Source organism: Paractinoplanes aksuensis, from assembly GCF_024137025.1.
Classification (GTDB): Bacteria; Actinomycetota; Actinomycetes; order Mycobacteriales; family Micromonosporaceae; genus Actinoplanes; species Actinoplanes aksuensis.
Window position 1 is genome coordinate 75023 of sequence record NZ_JAMYJR010000013.1, and the last position, 18945, is coordinate 93967.

An 18945-nucleotide genomic window follows, 5' to 3' on the forward strand; every position below is an offset into this window, starting at 1 on the left:
GGCCGGCGGCTCCGAGGATCTTCCCATGCCGGCCCGCCGCCCCGGGATCCCGGGGCGGCGCGCCGTCCGAGCTTCGGAACCGGGTGGACGACGTGCCGCCATGCCGTCCGCCCGGTCCTCAGCCGTGCGCGACTGCCCTCGTCAGCCGGTGGTGCAGGTGGAGCTGTTGAGGGAGTACGCCGTGGGGGCTCCGCTGTTGCCGGTGTGAGTGGCCTGGTAGCCGATGCTGATGGACGCGCCGGCGGCCAGGTTCGCGTTGTAGCTGACGTGGGTGGCCGTGACCCGTCCGGAGGTGGGCGCGTAGGAGGCGTTCCACCCACCGGTGACGGTCTGCCCCGTGGGCAGGTCGAAGGCCAGGGTCCAGCCGGTGATCGGGGCGTTGCCGGTGTTCGTGATCGTGAGGTTCGTGGTCAGCCCGGTGTTCCAGGCGTTGACCGCTGCGGTGACCCGGCAGGCCGAAGTGGTCGGCGGGGTCGTCGGGGGTGTGGTGGGCGGCGTCGTGAGCCCGAAGAAGGCGATGGCGGCCGCGGCCATGCCGGTGCTGGGCAGGCTGTGCCCGGCGCCTTGGATGCTGTAGGCCTCGACCTGGACGGTGCCCGCCGGGTCGGCCCAGCGGCGGCGGTTCCAGCTCGGCTGCGGGGTGTCGCTGGACGAGGGCGTGGTGCTGAGCCCGAACACGTTGGTCCACTGCTCGATCGACTCTTGCAGCAACGAGTACGGAACGAGGGTGTCGTTGGTGCCGTGCCACAGCTGCACCCGCGGACGGGCCCCGGTGTAGCCGGCTGACGCCTGACGGACGGCGTCGCCCCACTGCTGCGGCGTGCGGTTCATGCTGCCCCCGGTGCACTGGCCGCCGGGCGGATAGTCGGCCGCGTTGGCGAAGCAGGTGAACGGCACGCCCATGAAGGACGCGCCGGCCTTGAACAGGTCGGGGTAGAGGGAGAGCATGTGCTGGGTCATCATGCCGCCCGACGAGCTTCCGGTGGCGTACACGCGGTTCTGGTCGCCGCCGTAGCGCTGGCCGGCGTAGGCCACCATCGACGCGATCGAAACCGGGTCGCTGCCACCGTTGCGCTGCTTGGCGGCGGCCGACCAGGTGTCGAAGCACTTGCCGAAGCCGGCTTCCTGCATCGCGGACGGGTAGATCACGAGGAACCCGTACCGGTCGGCCAGCGCGGCGAATTCGCTGCCGGAATAGAAGCCCGGACCCGAGCCGCCACAGCCGTGCATGGCGACCACGATGGCCGGGTTGGCCGGGCGTGTGTCCGGAACATAGATGTGCATGCGCATCCCGCCCGGGTTGCTGCCGAAGCTGGTCACCTCGGTCAGCGCGGCCGCGAAGGCCGGCCGGGGCGCCGCGAGGGCGAGACCGGCCAGGGTCAGCATCGAGGCCAGGGCGTACAGCAGTCTGCGTCTGATCTTCATGATCGTCACTCCTGGGGGAGGCCGGGCCGGGCGCGCGGGATTGCCGCGGGCGCGCACAGCCCATGCGGAAAAGCTGGGGATCTCGGCCCGGCAGCCAGAGGTCACCCGGCGTCGAACGCCATCGGGACGTGAGGTGAGCTGCCCTGTCGTCACCGCACGGGCGCCGGAAGCCGGCGCCGACCGCTGTGCCCCGGCCGGGTCACGCGCACCCGGCGAACACGCGTCGTATGGCACTTAGCGTGCACCCAACACAGAAAACTGTCAATCAATGCGGCCACAGTGGATCACGGTGAAGCGTCGGCCGGATCGGTCTTCTCGGTGGCTCAGCCGAGCAGGGCCTGCGCCACGGCGCGGCCGGACAGCCACGCGGTCTGGGCGCGTGGGCGTCCGAAGGCGTCGCCGCAGAGCCAGACCCGGCCGTCGACGGCGTATCGGGCGTCGACGGGCTCGGGCTGGGCATAAGTCCAGCGGTGCACCTGCACCTCCGGCGCGGCAGAGAGGCCGAGCACCTCGCCGACGGCCTCGGCCAGGATCGGACCGGCCGACTCCGGGTGGTCGAGGTGCTGGGCGGCCAACCCCGGGGTCGAATGGGCGACCAGGACCGGGGCCCGGTCGCCTCGGCGGTCGCCGTCGTCGCAGACGGTGGCCAGGGCGGGGTGGTCATTGACGAAGGCGCCGTGCCACTCGCCCCATTCGCGGGACGGATACGTGAGAACGGCGGCAATCACCGGATTCCAGGTCTGCGCCTTCGCCGCCGCGACGATGGACGGCGGCGGTCCCAGCCGTACGGCCTGTGGACCGGGCATGGCCAGCACGACGGCGTCCGCGTCAGCCGGCACCGCGTCGATCGGGGCCGACAACGACACGTCGAGGCCGGCGGCCAGGTCGGCGGCCAGCGAGCGCAGGCCGCCGGGGGCCGCCCATCGCATCGGTCCGGTGGCCGGGGCGCCGCCGGGATGGACCCGCAGGGTGTCGGTCCAGGGCCGGGCGAGTCCGCGCGACTCCCACGAGCTCAGCTGCGCGGCGAAATCCGGATCGTCAGCGACCAGATAGGCGGCGCCGATGTCGGCGTACCGGCCGTGGTAGCGCTTGCTCGCGAGCCGGCCGCCCACCACCCGGCCACGCTCGACGACGCGGACCCGTGCCCCGCCCGCGGCCAGTGCCCGTGCACACGACAGCCCGGCGATGCCTGCGCCCACCACGACGACGTCCATGATCGGACTTTACCCGCGGCGCGAGGCGGAGCGAGCTGTGACGGAATCTCCGGCGACCTTGCTGTTTGCCACATCGCGGGTAACGTCGGCTCCGCGGAGGGGTTGTTGCCCCGGACCCGGCATGCCGCACGCCACGCAGAGGCGGGATCATGCCCCTGAATTCCGACGGCTTCGTTGATTCCAGCGATGATCTGACGATCATGTTCGGGCCTTGCCCGGCGACAGCCGGGCCCACGTGTGCCTGGCTGGTGAGATCGACATGGACGCTTCAGTCGTCCTGTCCCGGAACGTCGACTCGCAACGGGGCAGCAGTCGTGGAGGACCACGTTTCTTCCTGACCGTCTGCGGAGTGCACCCCGGCAAGAGAATGGCAACGGCCCGGGGAAACCGCAGCTCGTCCGAGGTCCGCCGCTGCCGGCATCAACGGCGCGACCAGGACCGCGAGCGCGCCCGGACGGCGGTGCAACGACGCATCGCTGTCCGGGCGTCCGGGTACCGTGATTTTCCGGCCACCAGGAAGTCCAGCCGAGCTGAGTCGCCGTCGGGACGGTCGGTCCGCGTGAAACCGGGCCACCGCGTCCGGTGCGGAGCGCGGCTGGCCACCATGGACGATTCACGACGGCGAAGAGAGTGTCAGCTCCAGGCTGTACATCGGCGCGACCCGCAGTATGGTCGATGCACCGCTCCCGACCCCGGCGGTGTGTCAGTAGCCAAGTGCCCTCACTGACCCGCTGAGGTGGGCCCCATGATCGAAGACTCTTTTGTCCCCGCCGACCGCTCGCCGGCGGTCGATGCGACCGCGGCAACGGTGCGGTCGCTGTGTGAACACCACGCCGCCGCACTGCTCACCATCGCGTCAGTTCTGCTCGATGATGTGGACGTGGCCTGCGAGATCGTTGCGGAGACGCTGGCCTCCGCCTGCCGGGAGGCGCAGGTCGTGCGGCTGGCCGAACCCGAGACCCGATCGCATCTCGCGCGGTCGATCTATCACCGCTGCCTGGGCCGAATTGCCTCGAAGGAGCGTTTCCCACAACTGTACGAGTGGGATCGCGGGCCGAAGACGGCGTCCCTGCCGCTCAGCCATCTCAGTGTCGATCAACGTGCGGTGCTCTCGTTGACTCTGTTCGGCCGGCACGGGTCACTCAGGCCGCGGCCACCGTGCGGGCGGCGGGCCCTCGCCTTCAACAGGCAGGCTCGTAGGCCTGCGCGGGGGGACGAGGACCCGGCGCGCCGATCACATCCCGGACCACACCTGTCCCGCCCGCTTCGTCGGCGGTTGGTTGTGGCCCTCGAGGACGGCCAGAGTCAGGACCAGCGCGGTGCTGACGTCGGTCGACCGAACCGCCCGCGGGGACAGGTTCGCGGTGGCCCACCCCGGGCCGGCCGCGATGATCGTCGCGCCGGGTTGAGCGTCGAGCACCTCGTCGATCTGGGCCGGGCCGGCGGTTGTCCGGTTCTGTGACCAGACGATGACGGCAGCCGGTTGCAGGCGCCGGGCCGCGGTGGCCAAGGCGGCCGGCGGGACGCGTGCGCCCAGCACACGACAAGAGACGCCGGATTCCTCGAGGGCAGCGACCAGCGTCTCCAGCGGTAACACCTGGAACTCCTCGTCGGCGCAGGCCAGCAGCACGGACTGCGGGGACGGGCGGCGCGGCCGGTTCCGGCCGGACAAGGCCGTCATGGCGGACTGCACGTAGAGGTGTTCGGCCGCGGCGTCTTGATCGTTGTCGCCGGTTCGTGATCCCAGGTATCGCCAGACCGGTTGCACGAGCTGCTCCCACGTCGAGACCACGCCGACGCTGTCGACGGACGTCTGCACGATCTGGACGATGAGGCCGGTGTCGAGGTCGATCGCGGCCCGGGCCAGGCGGCGCGCATTCGGATCGAACAGACTGACACGACCAGGCTCGACGCGGCCCGGACCGGACTGATCAACCGGCCTGGCGCCGGTGGTGGCGTCGGCGGATTCTGCCGCTGGACGGTTCGAGATCATGGTGGCTCCCGGGAGGACACATGCACAGAGTGATGTGTCGCCGGGGGCTGGGACGACTGGGTGAACCCAGTTTAAGCGCCACCGCGGCCGGTCGCACGTCCGGCCGGGGAACGATCGACTGACGCCCACACCACCTTGCCGCCGCGGGTCGGCGTGGCGCCCCACCCGGCGGCGATCGCGTGTATCAGCCGTAGTCCTCGCCCTCGTTCCAGAGGCGGGAGCTGCGGGCCGCCGAGCGTCAATTCACTCGAATGGGGAAATCGGGCGGCGTTGTCGCGTACGGCGAGGTGCAGGCCGGTGCCGGCGTGGGTCACGGTGGCGGTGAAATCTGTGCCGGCGTGTTCGACCGCGTTGGCGGCGAGCTCCGACATGATCAGGGCGCTGTCAGGTTCCAGCCGGGCCAGGTTCCAGGCGTGGCACGCCTGGGCGACGAGGTCTCGTGCGGCCCGCGCGGACGCCGGCAGCGGGGCCAGGCGGACCTGGAAACGGTCGGCTCGGGCGGCCCGTTCGGTGATCGCGACCCGCGCTTCCGCCAAAGTGGCGCACACCCGGGGCTGGGGCCCTTGCCGGTTGCGGAGTCGCCGGCTCAAGGCCGTCGCGGGGGACAGGCAGAACACCACCCGGGCCGGCGCCGGCGCGAGCCGGGCCTGCCGCCAAGCCGCGAGCCAGAACGGCAGACTGGCCGCGTGCGGATCGTCCAGATGTCGCAGATCGACGATGATCACGGTGGATGGCCCGGCCAGGCACAGCCGCAATCGGGCGGTGACCTGTTCGCCGAAAAACGATGACCACGGGCCGTGGGCCCTGAGCTCGATCACCGCCGTACTGGTGTCTCCCACGATGGTGACCCCCGTCCCGTCACCGCTGGGTGCTTCCGTCAGCAGATACGGAGGTTCAGGCGAGGAGACCGGCCGGCTGGGAACAGTTGGTGATTCCGCTGAGGAATGGAATGACTGTTGGTCTACCACTACAGTTGCTCCCGGCACCTAGGCAGAACATGGTGCGCTACCGGGGGCCGGGGTAGCCGGAGGGGCGATGTGTCGCTCCGCCCAGCACGACGGTATCTCAGCCGGCCCAGGTCCAGTACACCCTCGCGGATGAACCTGACCGGCGCCGGATGGGCGGGTTGTGGCGCGGGGCGTCGCCCGGTTCGGTCAGGCGTACGGTAGGAGTGTCGCCCGAGACCCCGGTGGTGCACTCTTCACCGGGCATCTGCTCGGTGCCATCCAGCAGTCCCCTCGGGAGGACGCCGTGGCTACCGAACTGTCATCGCTCAGCTTCGGCGGCGCCTGCGGCGAGAGCTGTCGGTGACCGGCTTTGATCGGCGTGAATGGCGTCGGCCGCTCAGGTCTCCGTACTTCGTCACCACCGGAACCTACGAGGGCGGGGTGTCGGTCAGGGTCATCGCTGACGCCAGCGCCACCGTGGTCGAGATGACGGTGCACGGCTTGTGGTCGGAGCACCTCGGCCACCAGATCACTGACGCCCTGCGGCACTGTCTGGCCGGGCCGTGCGAGGCGATCGTGATCGATGTTCGGGGGGTGGGTGATCAGCACGGGGTGAGCCTGTCGTACTGGCTGGCGGTGCAGCGGACGGCACGGCTCGGGCCGGCGCCGGTGCACCTGATGTTCTGCTCGCCCCGGGCGACGATGCTGGATTATCGGCTGCGGCATCAGGAAGAGGCTCCGCTGGTGTTTGCCAGCCTGTCGCAGGCGCGCATCGCGATCGGTGGCAAAGTGTCACGAGCCGACCGGATGCAGGCCCGCATGCTGTCTCGGCCCAGCTCCGTGGGAATGGCTCGCGACCTCGTCGCGCGGGCTTGTCACGCCTGGCGCCGGCCCGACTTGCAGCCGGATGCAGCGCTGATCGTGTCCGAGCTGGTGTCCAACGCCGTGGATCATGCCGCTACCGACATCGTGGTGACCGTGTTCCGGCGGGCCGGTCGGCTCCACGTCGCCGTCCGCGACGGGGACTCCCGGTTCCCGATCATGAGCGCGGCCCCGGGCCCGGCCCGGTCGGCCCCGGTAGCCGCCCGCGGGCGTGGTCTGAGAGTGGTTCACACGATCGCCGACGACTGGGGCGCCGTGCCGACCCACGGCGGCAAAGTAGTGTGGGCCACCGTTTCCGCTCAGCCTGGTCGCTAGGGAAAGATCAGCCGGCCCGCGGGCCCGGCGGTGAGGCTGATACCGGTTATTCCCGTCCCGCGGATGAGGGAAATAGGGGATAGCCTTGCGGTATATGGCTACCTACCGCACTGCCTCGACGCTTCTTTCCTCGGACGGCACCAGAACCCAGGGCACGGCCGCGCTTTTCAGCGAGCCCGGGCGCAAGGGCGGAACTCCGCCATGGGCCGGCGATTTCCGCCCCGCGAACGACGCCGTCGACCTCGGTAAGAGTGCGGTCGGACAGACCTTCACGCTGGAACTGCCCGACGGCAGCACCGGCAAGGTCGTCGTGCAGAGCCTCAAGAGCGGCCGAGGTGGCGTCACCCTGGCGTTGATGGGCGAGGACGCGCCGCCTTTCTGATCCCAGGGCCGGACGCCGCCGCTGACGGCGGCTCCTCAGCAGAGGTCCGCCGGTCAGCCGAGGGCCATGATCCTGACGTTCTGCATGGCGCTGGCCATCATGTGCCGGCGCTGGGCCGGCACGTACCGGCGGAGCAGGGGGAACTCGGCTCTCTCCTGATCCGCGGCGTGATCGAGCAGGCCGTCGCACACGGCCGCGAACCGGACCTCGAAGTCGGCCAGTCCGACTCCGAGCCGGTCCAGTTCGGCGAGCGAGCGGTCGAGCTGGTCGCCCTTCACCTGAAGGTCGAGGGCTACAGCGTCGCCGTCGGGGCCGAGGTTGCGAACGGCCGGGTGAGCGACGGCGACTTCCCCGAGCTGATGCCGATGGACGGCCTGGCGCAGAGCGGCGAGCGGATACTTCTTGCCGTCGCGACCAGCTCCCTGCACGTCGAGGCACAGCTGCCGGATCTGCTCGTGCTCATGACGCAGGACATCGACGACGTCGGGCGAGACGACGATCTGGAAAGTTCTCATGCCGACCCCTGACATGGGCGAAGCGGCGCCAGGGTCCGGGGCGTTGACACCGCTGACAGTACCCGCCAGGGGCGGGAGACTACCGAGGTGGGGAAGACGGCAACGTCCGCACCGGCCCGCTTCGGTGCTGGAGGGTGGAGACGAGCGCCAGGGTGGATTCAGCGCCCTGGTTCAGGTTGGGTCCGTGCAGGGTGAGCCCGTCGTAGCCGCCGCCGGTGGCCGGATCCCACATGGCCTGGCCGATGTCGTTGGCGCCGAGGAACCAGTCGACGGACTGGCGTACTCCGGTGTGCCAGATCTGGTCGCCGGTAAGAGCGGCGGCGGTGGCGCAGGCGTCGGCCAGCGCCGCCACCTCGATCGGTTGCTGGTCGTGGCGCAGCCGTGGGCCGCCGGACTGCCAGCCTGACGACGGAAGCACCGAGAGGTGGTCGTCGCGGGTCTGAATACGCAGCAGCCAGGTCAGCATGCGCAGACCGGCGGACCGGGCCGGTGGGTCGTCGAGGAGGTCGCCGGAGACGATGAGGGCTTCGGCGAGGGCGGCATTGGCGTAGGTGAGCCGTTGCTCCGGCCACGGCCAGCTCGGGTCGGGACCAGGATGACCGATGACGGCGCCGGCATCGACGAGCAGCTCCGCCGCCGGCTCGTTGTCCGCATCGGCGCGAAGCACCTCGGCGGCGCCGAGCGCGGCGAAGGCCATGGACCGCGGAGCGGTGGCCCGGCACCTTGCCCCGAGGTTGAAGGCGAGGAGGGCCTCGTGGCGGATCCACGGGACCGGGCTGCGGGCGGCGGCGGTGCCGAGGCCCCACAGTGCGCGGCCCCACCAGTCGCCGAGGCCTGGCTGGTCGGTCCAGTTGCGCTGGAACGCGAGTCGATTGTGGAAGGCGCCCTGGGCATCCTGCGCGTGGGTGAGGAAGCTCAGATAGCACTCGGCGAGGCGGAGCACCTCGGCCGTGGGAGCGGTCTGGCGGCTGGTGACCACCAGGCCACGGGCGACGTCGTCGGTGCAGTAACCGTGCTCGCGGCGGGCCGTGGCGTGGCGAGCGTGTTCGAAGAGGCCGGTGTCGTCGGTGAGCCGGGCCAGGTGTTCGAAGGTGGGGGCCGGAACGGTCCGGCCGGTGGCCGGCGCGGCGACCGCTGTCCGGACCGTCACCGGCCGGCCACAGCGACCGGGCCGGCGCCGGCGGTGAGCAGCGTCGCGGCCAGTTCGTGGTAACGCTGGGCGACGGCCGGCCAGCGGACGGCGGGTCCGCCGTGACCGTTGCGGTCGAGCAGGGTGGCGGCCAGCGCGGGCTTGGTGACGATCCGGCGGATCGCGGCGGCCAGGGCGACCGGCTTCTTGTGGGGTACGAGCAGGCCGGGCCCGTCGGTGAGCAATTCCACCGCGTGGGGGAACGCGGTCGCGACGACCGGGATGCGGGCCGCCACCGCCTCGACCAGGACACCCGAGGTGACCTGTTCGGTGGAGTCGTAGGGCAGCACCACGACATCGGCTGAGCGGACGAGGGCTCGCAATTCCGCATCGTCGAGGTAAGCCGATTCGTACCGCACCTGGTGGGCGACGCCGAGGGACGCGCCGAGCTGGTGGAGGCCCGCCCGGTACGCCTCGCCGTGCAACTCGACCACCTTGGGGTGGGTCCGTCCGGCCACGGTGTAGACGGGCGCCGGTTCGAGATCCTGCAGCAGCGCCAGGCTGCGCAGCGCCCACTCGATGCCCTTGCCCGGTCCCAGCAGGCCCCAGGTCAGCAGGTGAGGCTGGGTGTGCCGGCGTTCCTCGGCGCCGGCGTAGTCGGAGGCGCCGTGCGGGATCACGGAGACCTTGGCGGCGTCGACGCGGTAGCCGGCGAGCAACCGGTCGTACGCGGTCTTGGTGATCGTGACGACCGCGCCGGCCGACGCCACAATCTCTTCGAGCAGTGACTTCTGGCTCGGGGTGGGGCGGGTCAGCACGGTATGCAGGACGACGATGCTCGGCACAGTGAGCCGGTGCAGCACCGAGAGGACTTCTCCGCCGTCGCGGCCGGGGTAGATGCCGTACTCGTGCTGGATGACGGCGATGTCAAAGGTGTTGAGCACCTCGGCGGTCTCTCGCCAGCCGGCCGGTGTCGTCGCCGCCCAGGTGTGCACTACGCCGGGCGCGGGCGCCCGGTCGGTGCCGTGCGCGGCCACGCGGACGACGCCGCCAGGGATGCCGGCCTTGTCCAACTGGGCGGCCAGTGCGGAGTTGAAGGTCGCCAGGCCGCAGTGGGTGGGTGGGTGAGTGCTGAGGAATCCGTACCTGATCGTCATGTGCCGTGCCTTTCGGTCATCGGCCCGCAGCGGTTGCTCACCGGCCGGGTCGAAAGAGCGGAGCGGGCTCAGTGCCCGTCCTCGACGAGCAGCCGTTCGTAGACGGCCAGGTAGTCGGCGACCATCCGGCCGCCGCTGAAGCGTTCTCGAGCCCGTGCACGACAGCCGGCCCGGTCGACCGCGTGGATGGCGGCCACGGCTGCGACTGCATGGTCGACATCTCGTACGAGATGACCGGTGACGCCCTCGTCGAGAATCTCGGGCAGGGCGCCGCGCGGGTAGGCGATGACCGGCGTGCCGCAGATCATGGATTCCACCACCGAAAGACCGAACGGCTCGTCGAAGTCGATCGGATGCAGCAGGGCCGCCGCGCCGCCGAGAATCTCGGCCCGGTGCTGCGGTCCCACCGCCCCGAGGAAGACGACCCGGTCACCGTCGATGTGCGGTTCCACCTCCTCGGTGAAGTACCGCTCGTCCTGGACCGGTCCGCACAGGGTCAGCGGGCGTCCGGCCTGACGGGCGATCTCGATCGCCGCGGCGGTGCCCTTGTCCGGGTGGATCCGGCCGAAGGTGACCAGACCAGGCCCCCCGGCGGGGTGGAACGGAAGTCCCTCGACGTCGACGCCGTGGTACACCGTGGCGACGTAGTCGAGGTCCGGGCTGCGGTCGGCGTCCGAGATCGACACGAACGAGGAGTCACTTGTCCGATAGGCCGGCAGGATCCGGGGGCTGGAGAACCCGTGCACGGTCGTGACCAGAGGCGCCCGGCAGTGCTGCGCGAAGGCCAGGGGGAGCCAGTCGAGGTGGCTGTGCACGACGTCGAACTCGTGCGACTGCGCCAGGGCATGCGAGACGTGCATCGCCTCGGCTATCCGGCCGTCGGTCGACGGATCGTCCGCGTACCCGCGCGGGCACACGCCGTCGAGCCGGGCCGTGGTGATCGAATCCAAGGTTGCGAAGAGGGTCACGTCGACGCCCGCGGCCACGAGGCCTTCCGCGAGCAGCCCGGTCACCTGTTCCCAGGGGCCGTACGCTCGCGGCGGGGTCCGCCATGCCACCGGCCCCAGGAGGCCGACCCTCACGCGGGCCCGGATCCGGCCAACTCGGCCGGGTCGAGGTGGAGTGTGGCCAGCAGTCCGCTGTGCCGGACAGGATCGATGCGCTCGGGTAACTCCCGGTCGACGAAGTCGGCCCGGTGGTGCTGACCACGCTCACGAAGAACTGCGAGGACATCTGCCTTGGCGATAGTCATTGTCTGCTTCCTGGATTCACGTGCGGCGCGATGTGGGGCCGCCGGAGTCTGGAGCGACAGAACTGATGGTACGCCTGCCGGGTACGCCGTCCGCCCATCGCAGGTGCAGCTCGGCGGCCTGGTCAGGCTGACGCGGTGAGGTCGGGGACGTTGGCCGGGTCGGCGACGATGGCGGCGGTGAGGTCGGCGATGCGGGTGTTGCGGCGCCGGGAGTACGCCCGGATCAGGCGGAACGCCTCGTCGGGGCTCACGTCGAACGCGTGGATGATCACGCCTTTGGCCTGTTCGATGATGATCCTGCTCTCCAGGGCACGCTGGAGCTGGTCGGTCAGGGTCTGCGCGCGTTGCCGGGCGCGTTGGTGCAGCAGCCCGATCGCGGCGACGTCGGCCAGAGCCTGCACGATCGGCACGTCAGCGTTGTCGAAGCCGGCTCCCACCGTCGCCCCGAAGACGTTCAACGCGCCGATCACCTGCCGCCGCACCCGGAGCGGGAAGGCATGCACCGACTGGAATCCGGCCGCCACCGCACGGGGGGCGAACAGCGGCCAGCGATGGGACGCCGCGGGCAGGTCGGCGTTGATGACCGGACGGCCGGTGCGGAACGCTTCGAGACAGGGTCCTTCGTGGCTCTGCAGTTGGAAGAGTTCCAGCCACTTGGCGTTGTCCTGCGAGGCCGCCCTGAACTGCAGCTCGTCGTTCTCGTCGGCGAGCAGCATTCCGACGGCGGCCGCGCCGATCAGGCCGGCCGTGCGGACCGTGAGCATGTGCAGGAAGTCGTCGAGGTCGAAATCGTCGGTCAGGGTGTCGGCCACCTCGACGAAAATGTTCGACAGCTGACTGGTGGAGATGGTGGTCATGACGGGACCCGCCCGGTGGTCCACCCGCTTGGAGCGGCGCGGACCGGGGTGTTGACTGGCGACATGACGCTCCCGAGGTGACGTGTGGATGACACGCGACGCCGGGGGCTGGGGCGACTGGAACGACCGAACCGAGACCGTCTTGGTCGTTCACCGCGACTATACGCCGATGAGTGGGCACGGCCGACGATGCCCGAGGCCGGGGCGGCGCTCCTTCAGATCACCGCGCCGCGCGGCGCGACCTCGATCGCGGCGACGCCTCGGCCGTAGAGCACCACGAGGCGCTCGCCGTGTTTGGTGCGCAACGCTCCGGAGTCCTGGGCGAGGGTCGAGATCACGTGCTCCACCAGCTCGTCCTCGTCGGCGATGCCGGGTTCGTTGCACGTGATGTCCATGCGGTCGCCGCCGACGAGTCGTACGCGTAGCACTGTGGTTGCCATGTCATGACGCTACCCGGGTCGTGCTCGACAGGCCTCCGGCCCGGGGCGATCGGGCACCCGCCCGGGACCGGCTGTTCAGTCGCCGGGCGGAACAGATCGGCCGGTGCAGCTGTACCGTGTCGGAGTGACGCCCCTCGCGGGGCTGTCCGGGAAGACCACGTTCCTGCTGCCCCAGCCCCCGGTAGCGCACTTCAAGGTGTCCTGTCGAGGAGCAGTGTGATCGAGCAGCGTCCGGCTGTGCAGTCCGGGATCAGCGTCGACAGCGTCGAGGACGGCGCCATCATCGTCCTGGCGGTCCACGGCCGGTGGAGTGTGACGTTGCGGATCGAGACTTTCAACGTGCTGCGGCGTTGCCTCACCGCGCATCCGGCCGGTCTCCTCATCGACCTCACCGGTCTGGACGATCCCGAGGCTCTCAGCCTGCCGGCCGGAGCGAAAGCCGCACCATGCGCTGCGGGCCGGGAAGTGCCGGCGTAGCCGGCGGCCGGGCGGGTATGACGACCCCGTGGCAGGTCAGCGTCGGTTGTCGGCGGCCGGCGTCCTCTGGCGGCGGCTGCGTCACCGCGCCGGCTGGCTGGACCACCTGGTGCGGGCCGGCGTCCGGTACGACCGAGCTGACGGCGGCCGGCTGGCGGCCGCCGTGACGTACTACTCGTTCTTCGCCACGTTCGCGTTGGGACTGCTGGGCGTCGCCGTCCTCGGCTTCGTGCTGGACGATCCGGCAGTGCGCCGGTCCGTGGAGAGCTACCTCGCCGAGGACCTGCCCCGCGTGAGCGTGCAGGCGCTGAGCGATGCCCGGGGCACCATCGGCGTGATCGCTTTCTTCGGTCTGCCGATCACCGGGTGGTTCTGGATCGACGCGTTGCGGTCGTCGATCCGCCGGATGTGGGAGCTGCCGGAGTATCCGGGCAACCTGGCCGTCCGGGTGCTCGTGGACCTTCTGGTACTGGTCGGACTGGGTCTGCTGGTGATCCTCTCGCTGGCCTTGGCGTATGCGACAACCGCAGCCGCGAACGAGGCGGTGGAGGCAGCGGACACGAGCATCAAGCTGTCACAATGGCTGCTGAAGGCGGCCGGGCTGCTGATCGGCATCGGATTCAATGCGGTTCTCGCCGCGGGCGCGCTGACGGGAGTTTCCCGCATACGGATGCCGTGGCGCCGGTTGCTGGGGCCCGCGCTGCTGGTGGCGCTCGGGCTGCAGCTGCTCAAGACACTCGGTGGTCTGTACGTGCGGCTGACCGAGGCCAACCCGGCCTACCAACTCGTCGCGGGTTCGGTGGGGCTGCTGGTCTTCCTGAACGCGATCAACCAGTTGTTGCTTTTCGCGGCCGCGCTGACGGCGACCAGCGCCGCCGGCCGTCCGGCCGACCTCGCGGTCAAGGACGAGGACGAGACCGCCGCGCGAGGCGGTCCGGCCGGATCCGGCCCGGGCACCTGACGGCGGTGGCGCGGTTGTCGGGCCGGTCAGCGCCCGTGCTGCGCCGCTGCCGGCTGTTGCTCGGTGACCGTGTACTTCCGCAGGCGCGCCGGGCCGGAGCCGAGGCCGTAATAGGTGGCGAGCTTGTCCTCGTCGGCCGTGGTGATGCCACCGCCGTCGACCCGCGGACCGCCTTCGATCCGGGCCCGGTCGAACGGAACCTCGAGGCGGTCGTCGGCGAGAGTCGCCTCCTCCAGCGGCAGGAAGAACTCCTCGGCGCCCGTCACGCCGATCCGGACGCTGATCCATTCCGGTGCGCCGGTCCGGTCGTCGAGATACACCCGGCCGGCGGAGCCGATCTTCGTGCCGTCGGGGGCGCAGACGTCGACACCGTTCAGATACTGCAGGTCGCCCTGGGCTATCAAGGTGCTCCTCCCGATGGGCCGGCGTGCAGCCCGATAGAGACCGATGGTGTCACTGCGCCTTCTGCGCGGCGACGGCATCACGGATCTCGTCCGCTTCGCGCTGGGCCGCATCGGCGTCGTGGGCCAGGTCAGGGTCGGTGTCGGGCTGCGGCACGCAGAGCAGGAGCGCATTCGGCCGTACGGTGACCAGCAGTTCCCGGCCGGGTTCGATGAGGTCGCCGTCGAGCTGCCGGGGCTGAACCCGGTTGCTGCGGATCTGCACGCGGGTAGCGGTGAAGGTCTCCATCCGGGCGACGCTGTCCCGGCGGCGCAGCAGGTCCCAGCCGAGCGACACCCAGTGCCGCAGGGTGCGGGGGCTCAGGATGGCGACGTCGAGCAGTCCGTCGTCGGGCTGGGCGTCGTTGAGCAGTCGCATGCCGCCCTGCAGGCGGCCCACGTTGCCGACGATCACAGTACGGGGGCGGCGGGTGAACGAAAGCCGGTCGTCGAGGGTGATGCTGATCCGCATGGGACGGTCGCGCAGATGCTTGGCCGCTCCGGCAGCGTAGGCGAGCCAGCCGATGTGCTTCTTCGCCGTGCTGTTGGTCGCGTCGAGCATGTGGGCGTCGAAGCCCATGCCGGCCATCACGGCGAAGCTCTGCTCGCCGACGACGCCGACGTCGATCCGGCGGCGACCGCCCTGCAGGACGACCTCGACGGCGGTCGCGACGTCGCCGGTGAGGCCCAGGTTCGCGGCCAGCAGGTTGCCGGTGCCGGCGGGCAGGACGGCGAGGGCTACGTCGGTCCCGGCGAGGGCCGTCACGCACGCCATCACGGTGCCGTCGCCGCCGCAGGCGAAGACGAGCTGGGCGCCGTCTCGCACAGCTTGACCGGACTGTCCGGCGCCGGGGTCGTCGGCCGTGGTCTCCAGCCACATCGGCTCGGGCCATCCGGCGGTGTTCAGGGCGCCGGTGATGGTGTGGCGCAAGTCGTCGAGGTCGGCCACTTTGGTCGGGTTGACGACGACGGCGGTCCGCAGAACGCCGGGCTGTGGCGGCCGGGAGGTGGTCGGTGCACGCATGGGCGGGATGTCCTCGCGGTCGGTGAGGCGGGTGGGCGGATACCCGGCTGGGTCGTGCTCAAACGGTGGCGGGGCCCGGGTCCATCACGTGGCGTAGCCGAAGCAGCGATCGGGTGAGCAGCCGCGAGACGTGCATCTGGGAGATCCCGACCTGGCCGGCGATCTCGGCCTGGGTCTGGTTGCCGTAGAAATACAGGATCAGGATCGTCCGATCCCGTTGGTCGAGGATGGACATCGCGCGCTCGATCGAGGCCCGGGCCTCGACCAGCTGGTACTCGTGGTCCTCGGCGCCCAGAGTGTCGCCGAGCTTGTGATGGCCGTTCCGGCCGGTCGATGCGGACAACGACACCGCGGAGTAGGCGAGGCCGCCTTCGAGTCCTTCCAGCACCTGTTCCTCGGTGGCGCCCAGGTGCGCGGCGATGTCAGCCGCGGTCGGGGACCGGCCCAGTTCGTGCGTCAGCTCGTCCTGGCTCGTGCTGATCAAGAGTCGCATCTCCTGGATGCGGCGAGGTACCCGTACGGACCAGGCCCGGTCGCGGAAGTAGCGCCTGAGCTCGCCGAGGATGGTCGGGATGGCGAAGCCGGCGAAGACGACCCCGCGGTTCGGATCGAACCGGTCGACCGCCTTGATGAGTCCCAGGGTGGCGGTCTGGACCAGGTCGTCGAAGGGCTGCCCGTTGCCGCGGTAACGGGAGGCGAGCCGTACGGCCATGGGCAGCCACGTCTCGATCGCCTTGTCTCGCAACGCCGGCCGCGCGGGGTGCCCGGGCGGAAGGGCCGACATCGCCGTCAGCGGATCGGACGGCGGACAGCCGGGCTGGCGCTTCAGGCCCGAGGAGGTTGCACCGACAGCAGGCATGAATTCCCCTCGAAGAAGAGAGTCATCGATGCCGAAGTCTGGGGCAGCCGCCTTCGTGTGAAGGCTTGCGCGTTTGAGTGTAGACCCGTTTCTTGTTTCGTTCCCGCCGAGCAGGTGCCGGTGTCCGGGCTCCCGGGGTCCGGGGGAGCGTGGACGACCGGCGGTCAGCCGGTGGGCCCGGCCGTGGCCAGCAGTTCGGGCGTACGGCGGTTGTCGGCCGCATCGGCTGCGGCGTCCAACAAGGTTTCGGCCCACGCGGGACTCGCGTCCGGCGGCACGACCAGCAGGTCGAAACGGTCATGCCCGAAGTCGGTCATGACGGTGATCAGCCCGGCCGGTTGAGAGGTGAACCAGCCGAGCCGCACCGCCCGGCCGCCCGCGATGACCCGCCGCGGGTGCGGCTCGTCCCACTCGGCGGAGTTCAGCAGCACGTGTGTGATCTCACCGCGCAGGCCGGCCAGAGCCGTCACCAGAGCGGGAAGTTCCGCGGCCGCGTCGGTCGACCGGGGCCACCAGGCTCCGTCGAGGGCGGTGGTCCGGGACGCCACCGGGTCCATCCGCAGGCGTACGGCGTCGTCCGGCGCTCGTGGGGTGCGGGTCATCGTGGCTCTGGTCATCGGGGGTGCCCTCCTGTTGGCGACGTCCGCGCCATCGAGGGGCGGGCGCGATGCGCTCGTCGGAGGAGGCGTCGAGAAGCCGGTGTTCCTTCACAGTACGCGCCCGCCTCCGTGCGGCGCGTACTGTGGACGTTGACCGGTGGAACTGTCATCGGTGCCGGCTCCGGTCGGCGCGCGCGGCCGATGACCGTGTGCCTCACGGCCTCCGTGAGCCTCGTCCTCGCCTGTTCCGCGGGTCGGACCCGCGCCCGCGGCGGTCCCCGACGACGGGACGACAGTGACACCTCTGGAAGATCGATCCGATCCGGTTACCGCTCCCCGCCCGCGAGCCGGGCTCGAGCCGGCCGACGACAACGACCTGCTGCTCGATGACAGCTGGTGGCCCCGTTCCGACAACCTCGGTGCGCAGTTGCGTGTTCTGCTGCCCGCGCTCGATCAGCTCTGCGGACCGGTGACGCGCCTGTTGCTCGGCGCCGCGGGCTGGACGGCCCGGCCGCATCAGGTGGTGCTGGCCGACCGCACCGTCAGCCTCGGTTATCTGGCCGGTCAGCCGCGGTCGATGATGACCGTTCGCTGCCTCGACGGTGGCACCTTCACTGTGCGGGTCGCGCCGTCCGAGCCCGTCACCGCTCGGCACCTCGACCCTCGGTCGACCTGTTTGCCGCCCCGCTGAGCGGGTAACATCTATTTACTGCACTCACCGCCTCCGGCGGAGATGCGCCGGCCGTCCAGACTCCGCGGCCTCCTCGTCAGCTTGATGCTCGCCGGTCCCTTGAAGCGCCGGCCAGCAGGTTCTTAGGAGTCGCGCGATGAGCGCACCAGTGAAACAACGGCCGAAGTCCGCCGGTAGTGACTTCTCCACCCTGAACCGGAAGATCGCCGAGGCCGGGCTGCTCGAACGGCGGCCGGCCTATTATGCCGTACGAGCTTCTGTCGTGTTCGCTTTGTTCGTGGGCACCTGGGTTCTCTTTTTCCTGCTCGGCTCGTCCTGGTGGAACATCGGGGTGGCCGGGTTGCTGGGACTGGTCTTCTCACAGGCGGCCCTGCTGGCGCACGACGTGGCCCACCGGCAGGTGTTCCGCACGAAACGGCCCAGTGAGATCGCGGGCCGGATCGTGGCCAACCTCGCCGTCGGGATGAGTTACGGCTGGTGGATGGAGAAGCACACCCGCCACCACAACAATCCGAACCATGACGACCTCGACCCGGACGTGCAACCCGAGTTGCTGATCTGGGCCACCGAGTCGGCGTGGGGGCGCCGCGGGGTGAAGGGCTTCGTGAACCGTCACCAGGCCGGGCTGTTCTTTCCCTTGCTGACGCTGCTCAGCATCGATCTGCGCATCTCGAGTGTCAAAGCGCTGCGGCGGCCGGGCATGAAACGCCGGGGCCTGGAAGCGGGGCTGATGGCGCTGCACCTGATCGTCTATACGGCCGCGCTGTTCCTGGTGCTGTCGCCCCTGCAGGCGCTGGTGTTCTTCCTCGTGCACCACGCGGTGTTCGGGGTCTATCTGGGGATGACCTTCGCCCCCAACCACAAGGGTATGCCGCACCCGGACGGCACCGAGGACTATCTGCGCAAGCAGGTGCTGACCGCGCGCAATGTCAAGGGCGGCCGGCTGACCGACGCTGCCCTCGGTGGGTTGAACTATCAGATCGAGCATCACCTGTTCCCGGCGATGCCGACCCCGAACCTGCCCAAGGCGCAGCCCATCGTCCGGGCGTACTGCGAGCGGGCCGGGGTCTCGTACGAGGAGACCAGCCTGATCGAGTCCTACCGCCAGGCGCTGCGTCATCTGCATGCCGTCGGAGCTCCGCTGCGGGCTGCGAGCAGTGACCGGCGAGCTGGGAGCGGCACCGTCGCACCGACGTCCCGCTGAGCGTCCGCGTCCGGCCCGCGAACGGGCACTCTCGAACTTTTCTCGAAGTTGGTCGGTCCTGCGGGCCGCCGTCAGAGGGGGGAAACGGTCGGCCCGCAGGATCACCGTTCCGTCGTCCGGATCGGCAAACCGGTCCACGGACGGACGAACGGGTGGTTTCGCCCGTCACGACGCCGTAGCGT

Annotated in this window: 21 protein-coding genes; 6 read left to right on the plus strand and 15 right to left on the minus strand. The window is 70.2% G+C overall.

Going from position 1 to position 18945, the window contains the following annotated elements; genetic code table 11:
* Nucleotides 1-141 precede the first annotated feature (141 nt).
* The 4 genes from M1L60_RS13210 to M1L60_RS47770 all read right to left on the minus strand — a co-directional run bounded on the left by M1L60_RS13210 (nt 142) and on the right by M1L60_RS47770 (nt 5471).
* Nucleotides 142-1425, minus strand: a complete 1284-nt coding sequence (locus M1L60_RS13210) for an extracellular catalytic domain type 1 short-chain-length polyhydroxyalkanoate depolymerase (protein ID WP_253237677.1) — start codon at nt 1423-1425, stop codon at nt 142-144.
* A 323-nt stretch (nt 1426-1748) separates the two neighbouring features.
* Nucleotides 1749-2639, minus strand: a complete 891-nt coding sequence (locus M1L60_RS13215; protein WP_253237678.1) for an NAD(P)/FAD-dependent oxidoreductase — start codon at nt 2637-2639, stop codon at nt 1749-1751.
* 1234 nt (nt 2640-3873) lie between these two features.
* Nucleotides 3874-4632, minus strand: a complete 759-nt coding sequence (locus M1L60_RS13220; RefSeq protein ID WP_253237679.1) for a MerR family transcriptional regulator — start codon at nt 4630-4632, stop codon at nt 3874-3876.
* A gap of 71 nt (nt 4633-4703) precedes the next feature.
* Complete coding sequence (locus M1L60_RS47770) at nt 4704-5471, minus strand: ATP-binding protein (protein ID WP_253237680.1); 768 nt, start codon at nt 5469-5471, stop codon at nt 4704-4706.
* Nucleotides 5472-6020: 549 nt separating this feature from the next.
* Here M1L60_RS47770 and M1L60_RS47775 point away from each other — a divergent pair.
* Nucleotides 6021-6776, plus strand: coding sequence for an ATP-binding protein (locus M1L60_RS47775; protein ID WP_253237681.1), 756 nt, complete (start codon nt 6021-6023; stop codon nt 6774-6776).
* 94 nt (nt 6777-6870) lie between these two features.
* Entirely contained in the window at nt 6871-7158 is a 288-nt protein-coding gene (locus tag M1L60_RS13235) for a hypothetical protein (RefSeq protein ID WP_253237682.1), read from the plus strand.
* A gap of 53 nt (nt 7159-7211) precedes the next feature.
* Here M1L60_RS13235 and M1L60_RS13240 read toward each other — a convergent pair whose 3' ends face one another.
* The 7 genes from M1L60_RS13240 to M1L60_RS13270 form a co-directional block, all read right to left on the minus strand.
* On the minus strand, nt 7212-7673 hold the full coding sequence (locus M1L60_RS13240; protein WP_253237683.1) for a hemerythrin domain-containing protein: 462 nt from the start codon (nt 7671-7673) through the stop codon (nt 7212-7214).
* A 79-nt stretch (nt 7674-7752) separates the two neighbouring features.
* Nucleotides 7753-8823 carry a glycosyltransferase gene (locus M1L60_RS13245; protein ID WP_253237684.1) on the minus strand — a complete coding sequence of 357 codons (1071 nt, stop codon included), beginning with the start codon at nt 8821-8823 and terminating at the stop codon, nt 7753-7755.
* On the minus strand, nt 8820-9959 hold the full coding sequence (locus M1L60_RS13250) for a glycosyltransferase (RefSeq protein WP_253237685.1): 1140 nt from the start codon (nt 9957-9959) through the stop codon (nt 8820-8822). Before M1L60_RS13250 ends, M1L60_RS13245 begins: the two co-directional genes overlap by 4 nt.
* Before the next feature lie 68 nt (nt 9960-10027).
* Nucleotides 10028-11041 (minus strand): glycosyltransferase family 4 protein, encoded by a 1014-nt coding sequence (locus M1L60_RS13255; protein ID WP_253237686.1) that lies wholly within the window; start codon nt 11039-11041, stop codon nt 10028-10030.
* Nucleotides 11038-11211 (minus strand): hypothetical protein, encoded by a 174-nt coding sequence (locus M1L60_RS13260; RefSeq protein ID WP_253237687.1) that lies wholly within the window; start codon nt 11209-11211, stop codon nt 11038-11040. Before M1L60_RS13260 ends, M1L60_RS13255 begins: the two co-directional genes overlap by 4 nt.
* Nucleotides 11212-11333: 122 nt before the next feature.
* Complete coding sequence (locus tag M1L60_RS13265; protein WP_253237688.1) at nt 11334-12068, minus strand: GAF and ANTAR domain-containing protein; 735 nt, start codon at nt 12066-12068, stop codon at nt 11334-11336.
* Between the two features lie 215 nt (nt 12069-12283).
* A complete protein-coding gene (locus M1L60_RS13270) occupies nt 12284-12508 on the minus strand; it encodes a hypothetical protein (protein ID WP_253237689.1) in 225 nt (74 codons plus the stop codon).
* Nucleotides 12509-12724: 216 nt separating this feature from the next.
* Here M1L60_RS13270 and M1L60_RS13275 point away from each other — a divergent pair, with 216 nt between their 5' ends.
* Nucleotides 12725-12985 (plus strand): hypothetical protein, encoded by a 261-nt coding sequence (locus M1L60_RS13275; RefSeq protein WP_253237690.1) that lies wholly within the window; start codon nt 12725-12727, stop codon nt 12983-12985.
* A gap of 28 nt (nt 12986-13013) precedes the next feature.
* The gene (locus tag M1L60_RS13280) at nt 13014-13946 is read left to right on the plus strand and encodes a YhjD/YihY/BrkB family envelope integrity protein (RefSeq protein ID WP_253237691.1); all 933 of its coding nucleotides are present in this window, start codon (nt 13014-13016) and stop codon (nt 13944-13946) included.
* A 26-nt stretch (nt 13947-13972) separates the two neighbouring features.
* Here M1L60_RS13280 and M1L60_RS13285 read toward each other — a convergent pair whose 3' ends face one another.
* From M1L60_RS13285 to M1L60_RS13300, 4 genes are all read right to left on the minus strand, one after another.
* Complete coding sequence (locus M1L60_RS13285; RefSeq protein WP_253237692.1) at nt 13973-14350, minus strand: PRC-barrel domain-containing protein; 378 nt, start codon at nt 14348-14350, stop codon at nt 13973-13975.
* A gap of 49 nt (nt 14351-14399) precedes the next feature.
* Complete coding sequence (locus M1L60_RS13290; protein WP_253237693.1) at nt 14400-15410, minus strand: diacylglycerol/lipid kinase family protein; 1011 nt, start codon at nt 15408-15410, stop codon at nt 14400-14402.
* A 58-nt stretch (nt 15411-15468) separates the two neighbouring features.
* Complete coding sequence (locus M1L60_RS13295) at nt 15469-16269, minus strand: SigB/SigF/SigG family RNA polymerase sigma factor (RefSeq protein WP_253237694.1); 801 nt, start codon at nt 16267-16269, stop codon at nt 15469-15471.
* Nucleotides 16270-16433: 164 nt separating this feature from the next.
* The gene (locus tag M1L60_RS13300; RefSeq protein ID WP_253237695.1) at nt 16434-16886 is read right to left on the minus strand and encodes a DUF5994 family protein; all 453 of its coding nucleotides are present in this window, start codon (nt 16884-16886) and stop codon (nt 16434-16436) included.
* Nucleotides 16887-17163: 277 nt separating this feature from the next.
* On the opposite strand from M1L60_RS13300, the gene M1L60_RS13305 reads away from it, so the two are divergent.
* Nucleotides 17164-17559 (plus strand): DUF5994 family protein, encoded by a 396-nt coding sequence (locus tag M1L60_RS13305; protein ID WP_253237696.1) that lies wholly within the window; start codon nt 17164-17166, stop codon nt 17557-17559.
* A 136-nt stretch (nt 17560-17695) separates the two neighbouring features.
* Nucleotides 17696-18763, plus strand: coding sequence for a fatty acid desaturase family protein (locus M1L60_RS13310; RefSeq protein ID WP_253237697.1), 1068 nt, complete (start codon nt 17696-17698; stop codon nt 18761-18763).
* The last annotated feature ends 182 nt before the right edge of the window (nt 18764-18945 follow it).

What these genes read in the sequence shown, in the direction of transcription:
- M1L60_RS13250 (WP_253237685.1), bottom strand. Translation starts at nt 9,959, where the DNA reads ATGACGATCAGGTACGGATTCCTCAGCACTCACCCACCCACCCACTGC.
- M1L60_RS13265 (WP_253237688.1), bottom strand. Translation starts at nt 12,068, where the DNA reads ATGACCACCATCTCCACCAGTCAGCTGTCGAACATTTTCGTCGAGGTG.
- M1L60_RS13295 (WP_253237694.1), bottom strand. Translation starts at nt 16,269, where the DNA reads ATGCCTGCTGTCGGTGCAACCTCCTCGGGCCTGAAGCGCCAGCCCGGC.
- M1L60_RS13270 (WP_253237689.1), bottom strand. Translation starts at nt 12,508, where the DNA reads ATGGCAACCACAGTGCTACGCGTACGACTCGTCGGCGGCGACCGCATG.
- M1L60_RS13215 (WP_253237678.1), bottom strand. Translation starts at nt 2,639, where the DNA reads ATGGACGTCGTCGTGGTGGGCGCAGGCATCGCCGGGCTGTCGTGTGCA.
- M1L60_RS13300 (WP_253237695.1), bottom strand. Translation starts at nt 16,886, where the DNA reads ATGACCAGAGCCACGATGACCCGCACCCCACGAGCGCCGGACGACGCC.
- M1L60_RS13220 (WP_253237679.1), bottom strand. Translation starts at nt 4,632, where the DNA reads ATGATCTCGAACCGTCCAGCGGCAGAATCCGCCGACGCCACCACCGGC.
- M1L60_RS13235 (WP_253237682.1), top strand. Translation starts at nt 6,871, where the DNA reads ATGGCTACCTACCGCACTGCCTCGACGCTTCTTTCCTCGGACGGCACC.
- M1L60_RS13260 (WP_253237687.1), bottom strand. Translation starts at nt 11,211, where the DNA reads ATGACTATCGCCAAGGCAGATGTCCTCGCAGTTCTTCGTGAGCGTGGT.
- M1L60_RS13210 (WP_253237677.1), bottom strand. Translation starts at nt 1,425, where the DNA reads ATGAAGATCAGACGCAGACTGCTGTACGCCCTGGCCTCGATGCTGACC.
- M1L60_RS13240 (WP_253237683.1), bottom strand. Translation starts at nt 7,673, where the DNA reads ATGAGAACTTTCCAGATCGTCGTCTCGCCCGACGTCGTCGATGTCCTG.
- M1L60_RS13310 (WP_253237697.1), top strand. Translation starts at nt 17,696, where the DNA reads ATGAGCGCACCAGTGAAACAACGGCCGAAGTCCGCCGGTAGTGACTTC.
- M1L60_RS13290 (WP_253237693.1), bottom strand. Translation starts at nt 15,410, where the DNA reads ATGCGTGCACCGACCACCTCCCGGCCGCCACAGCCCGGCGTTCTGCGG.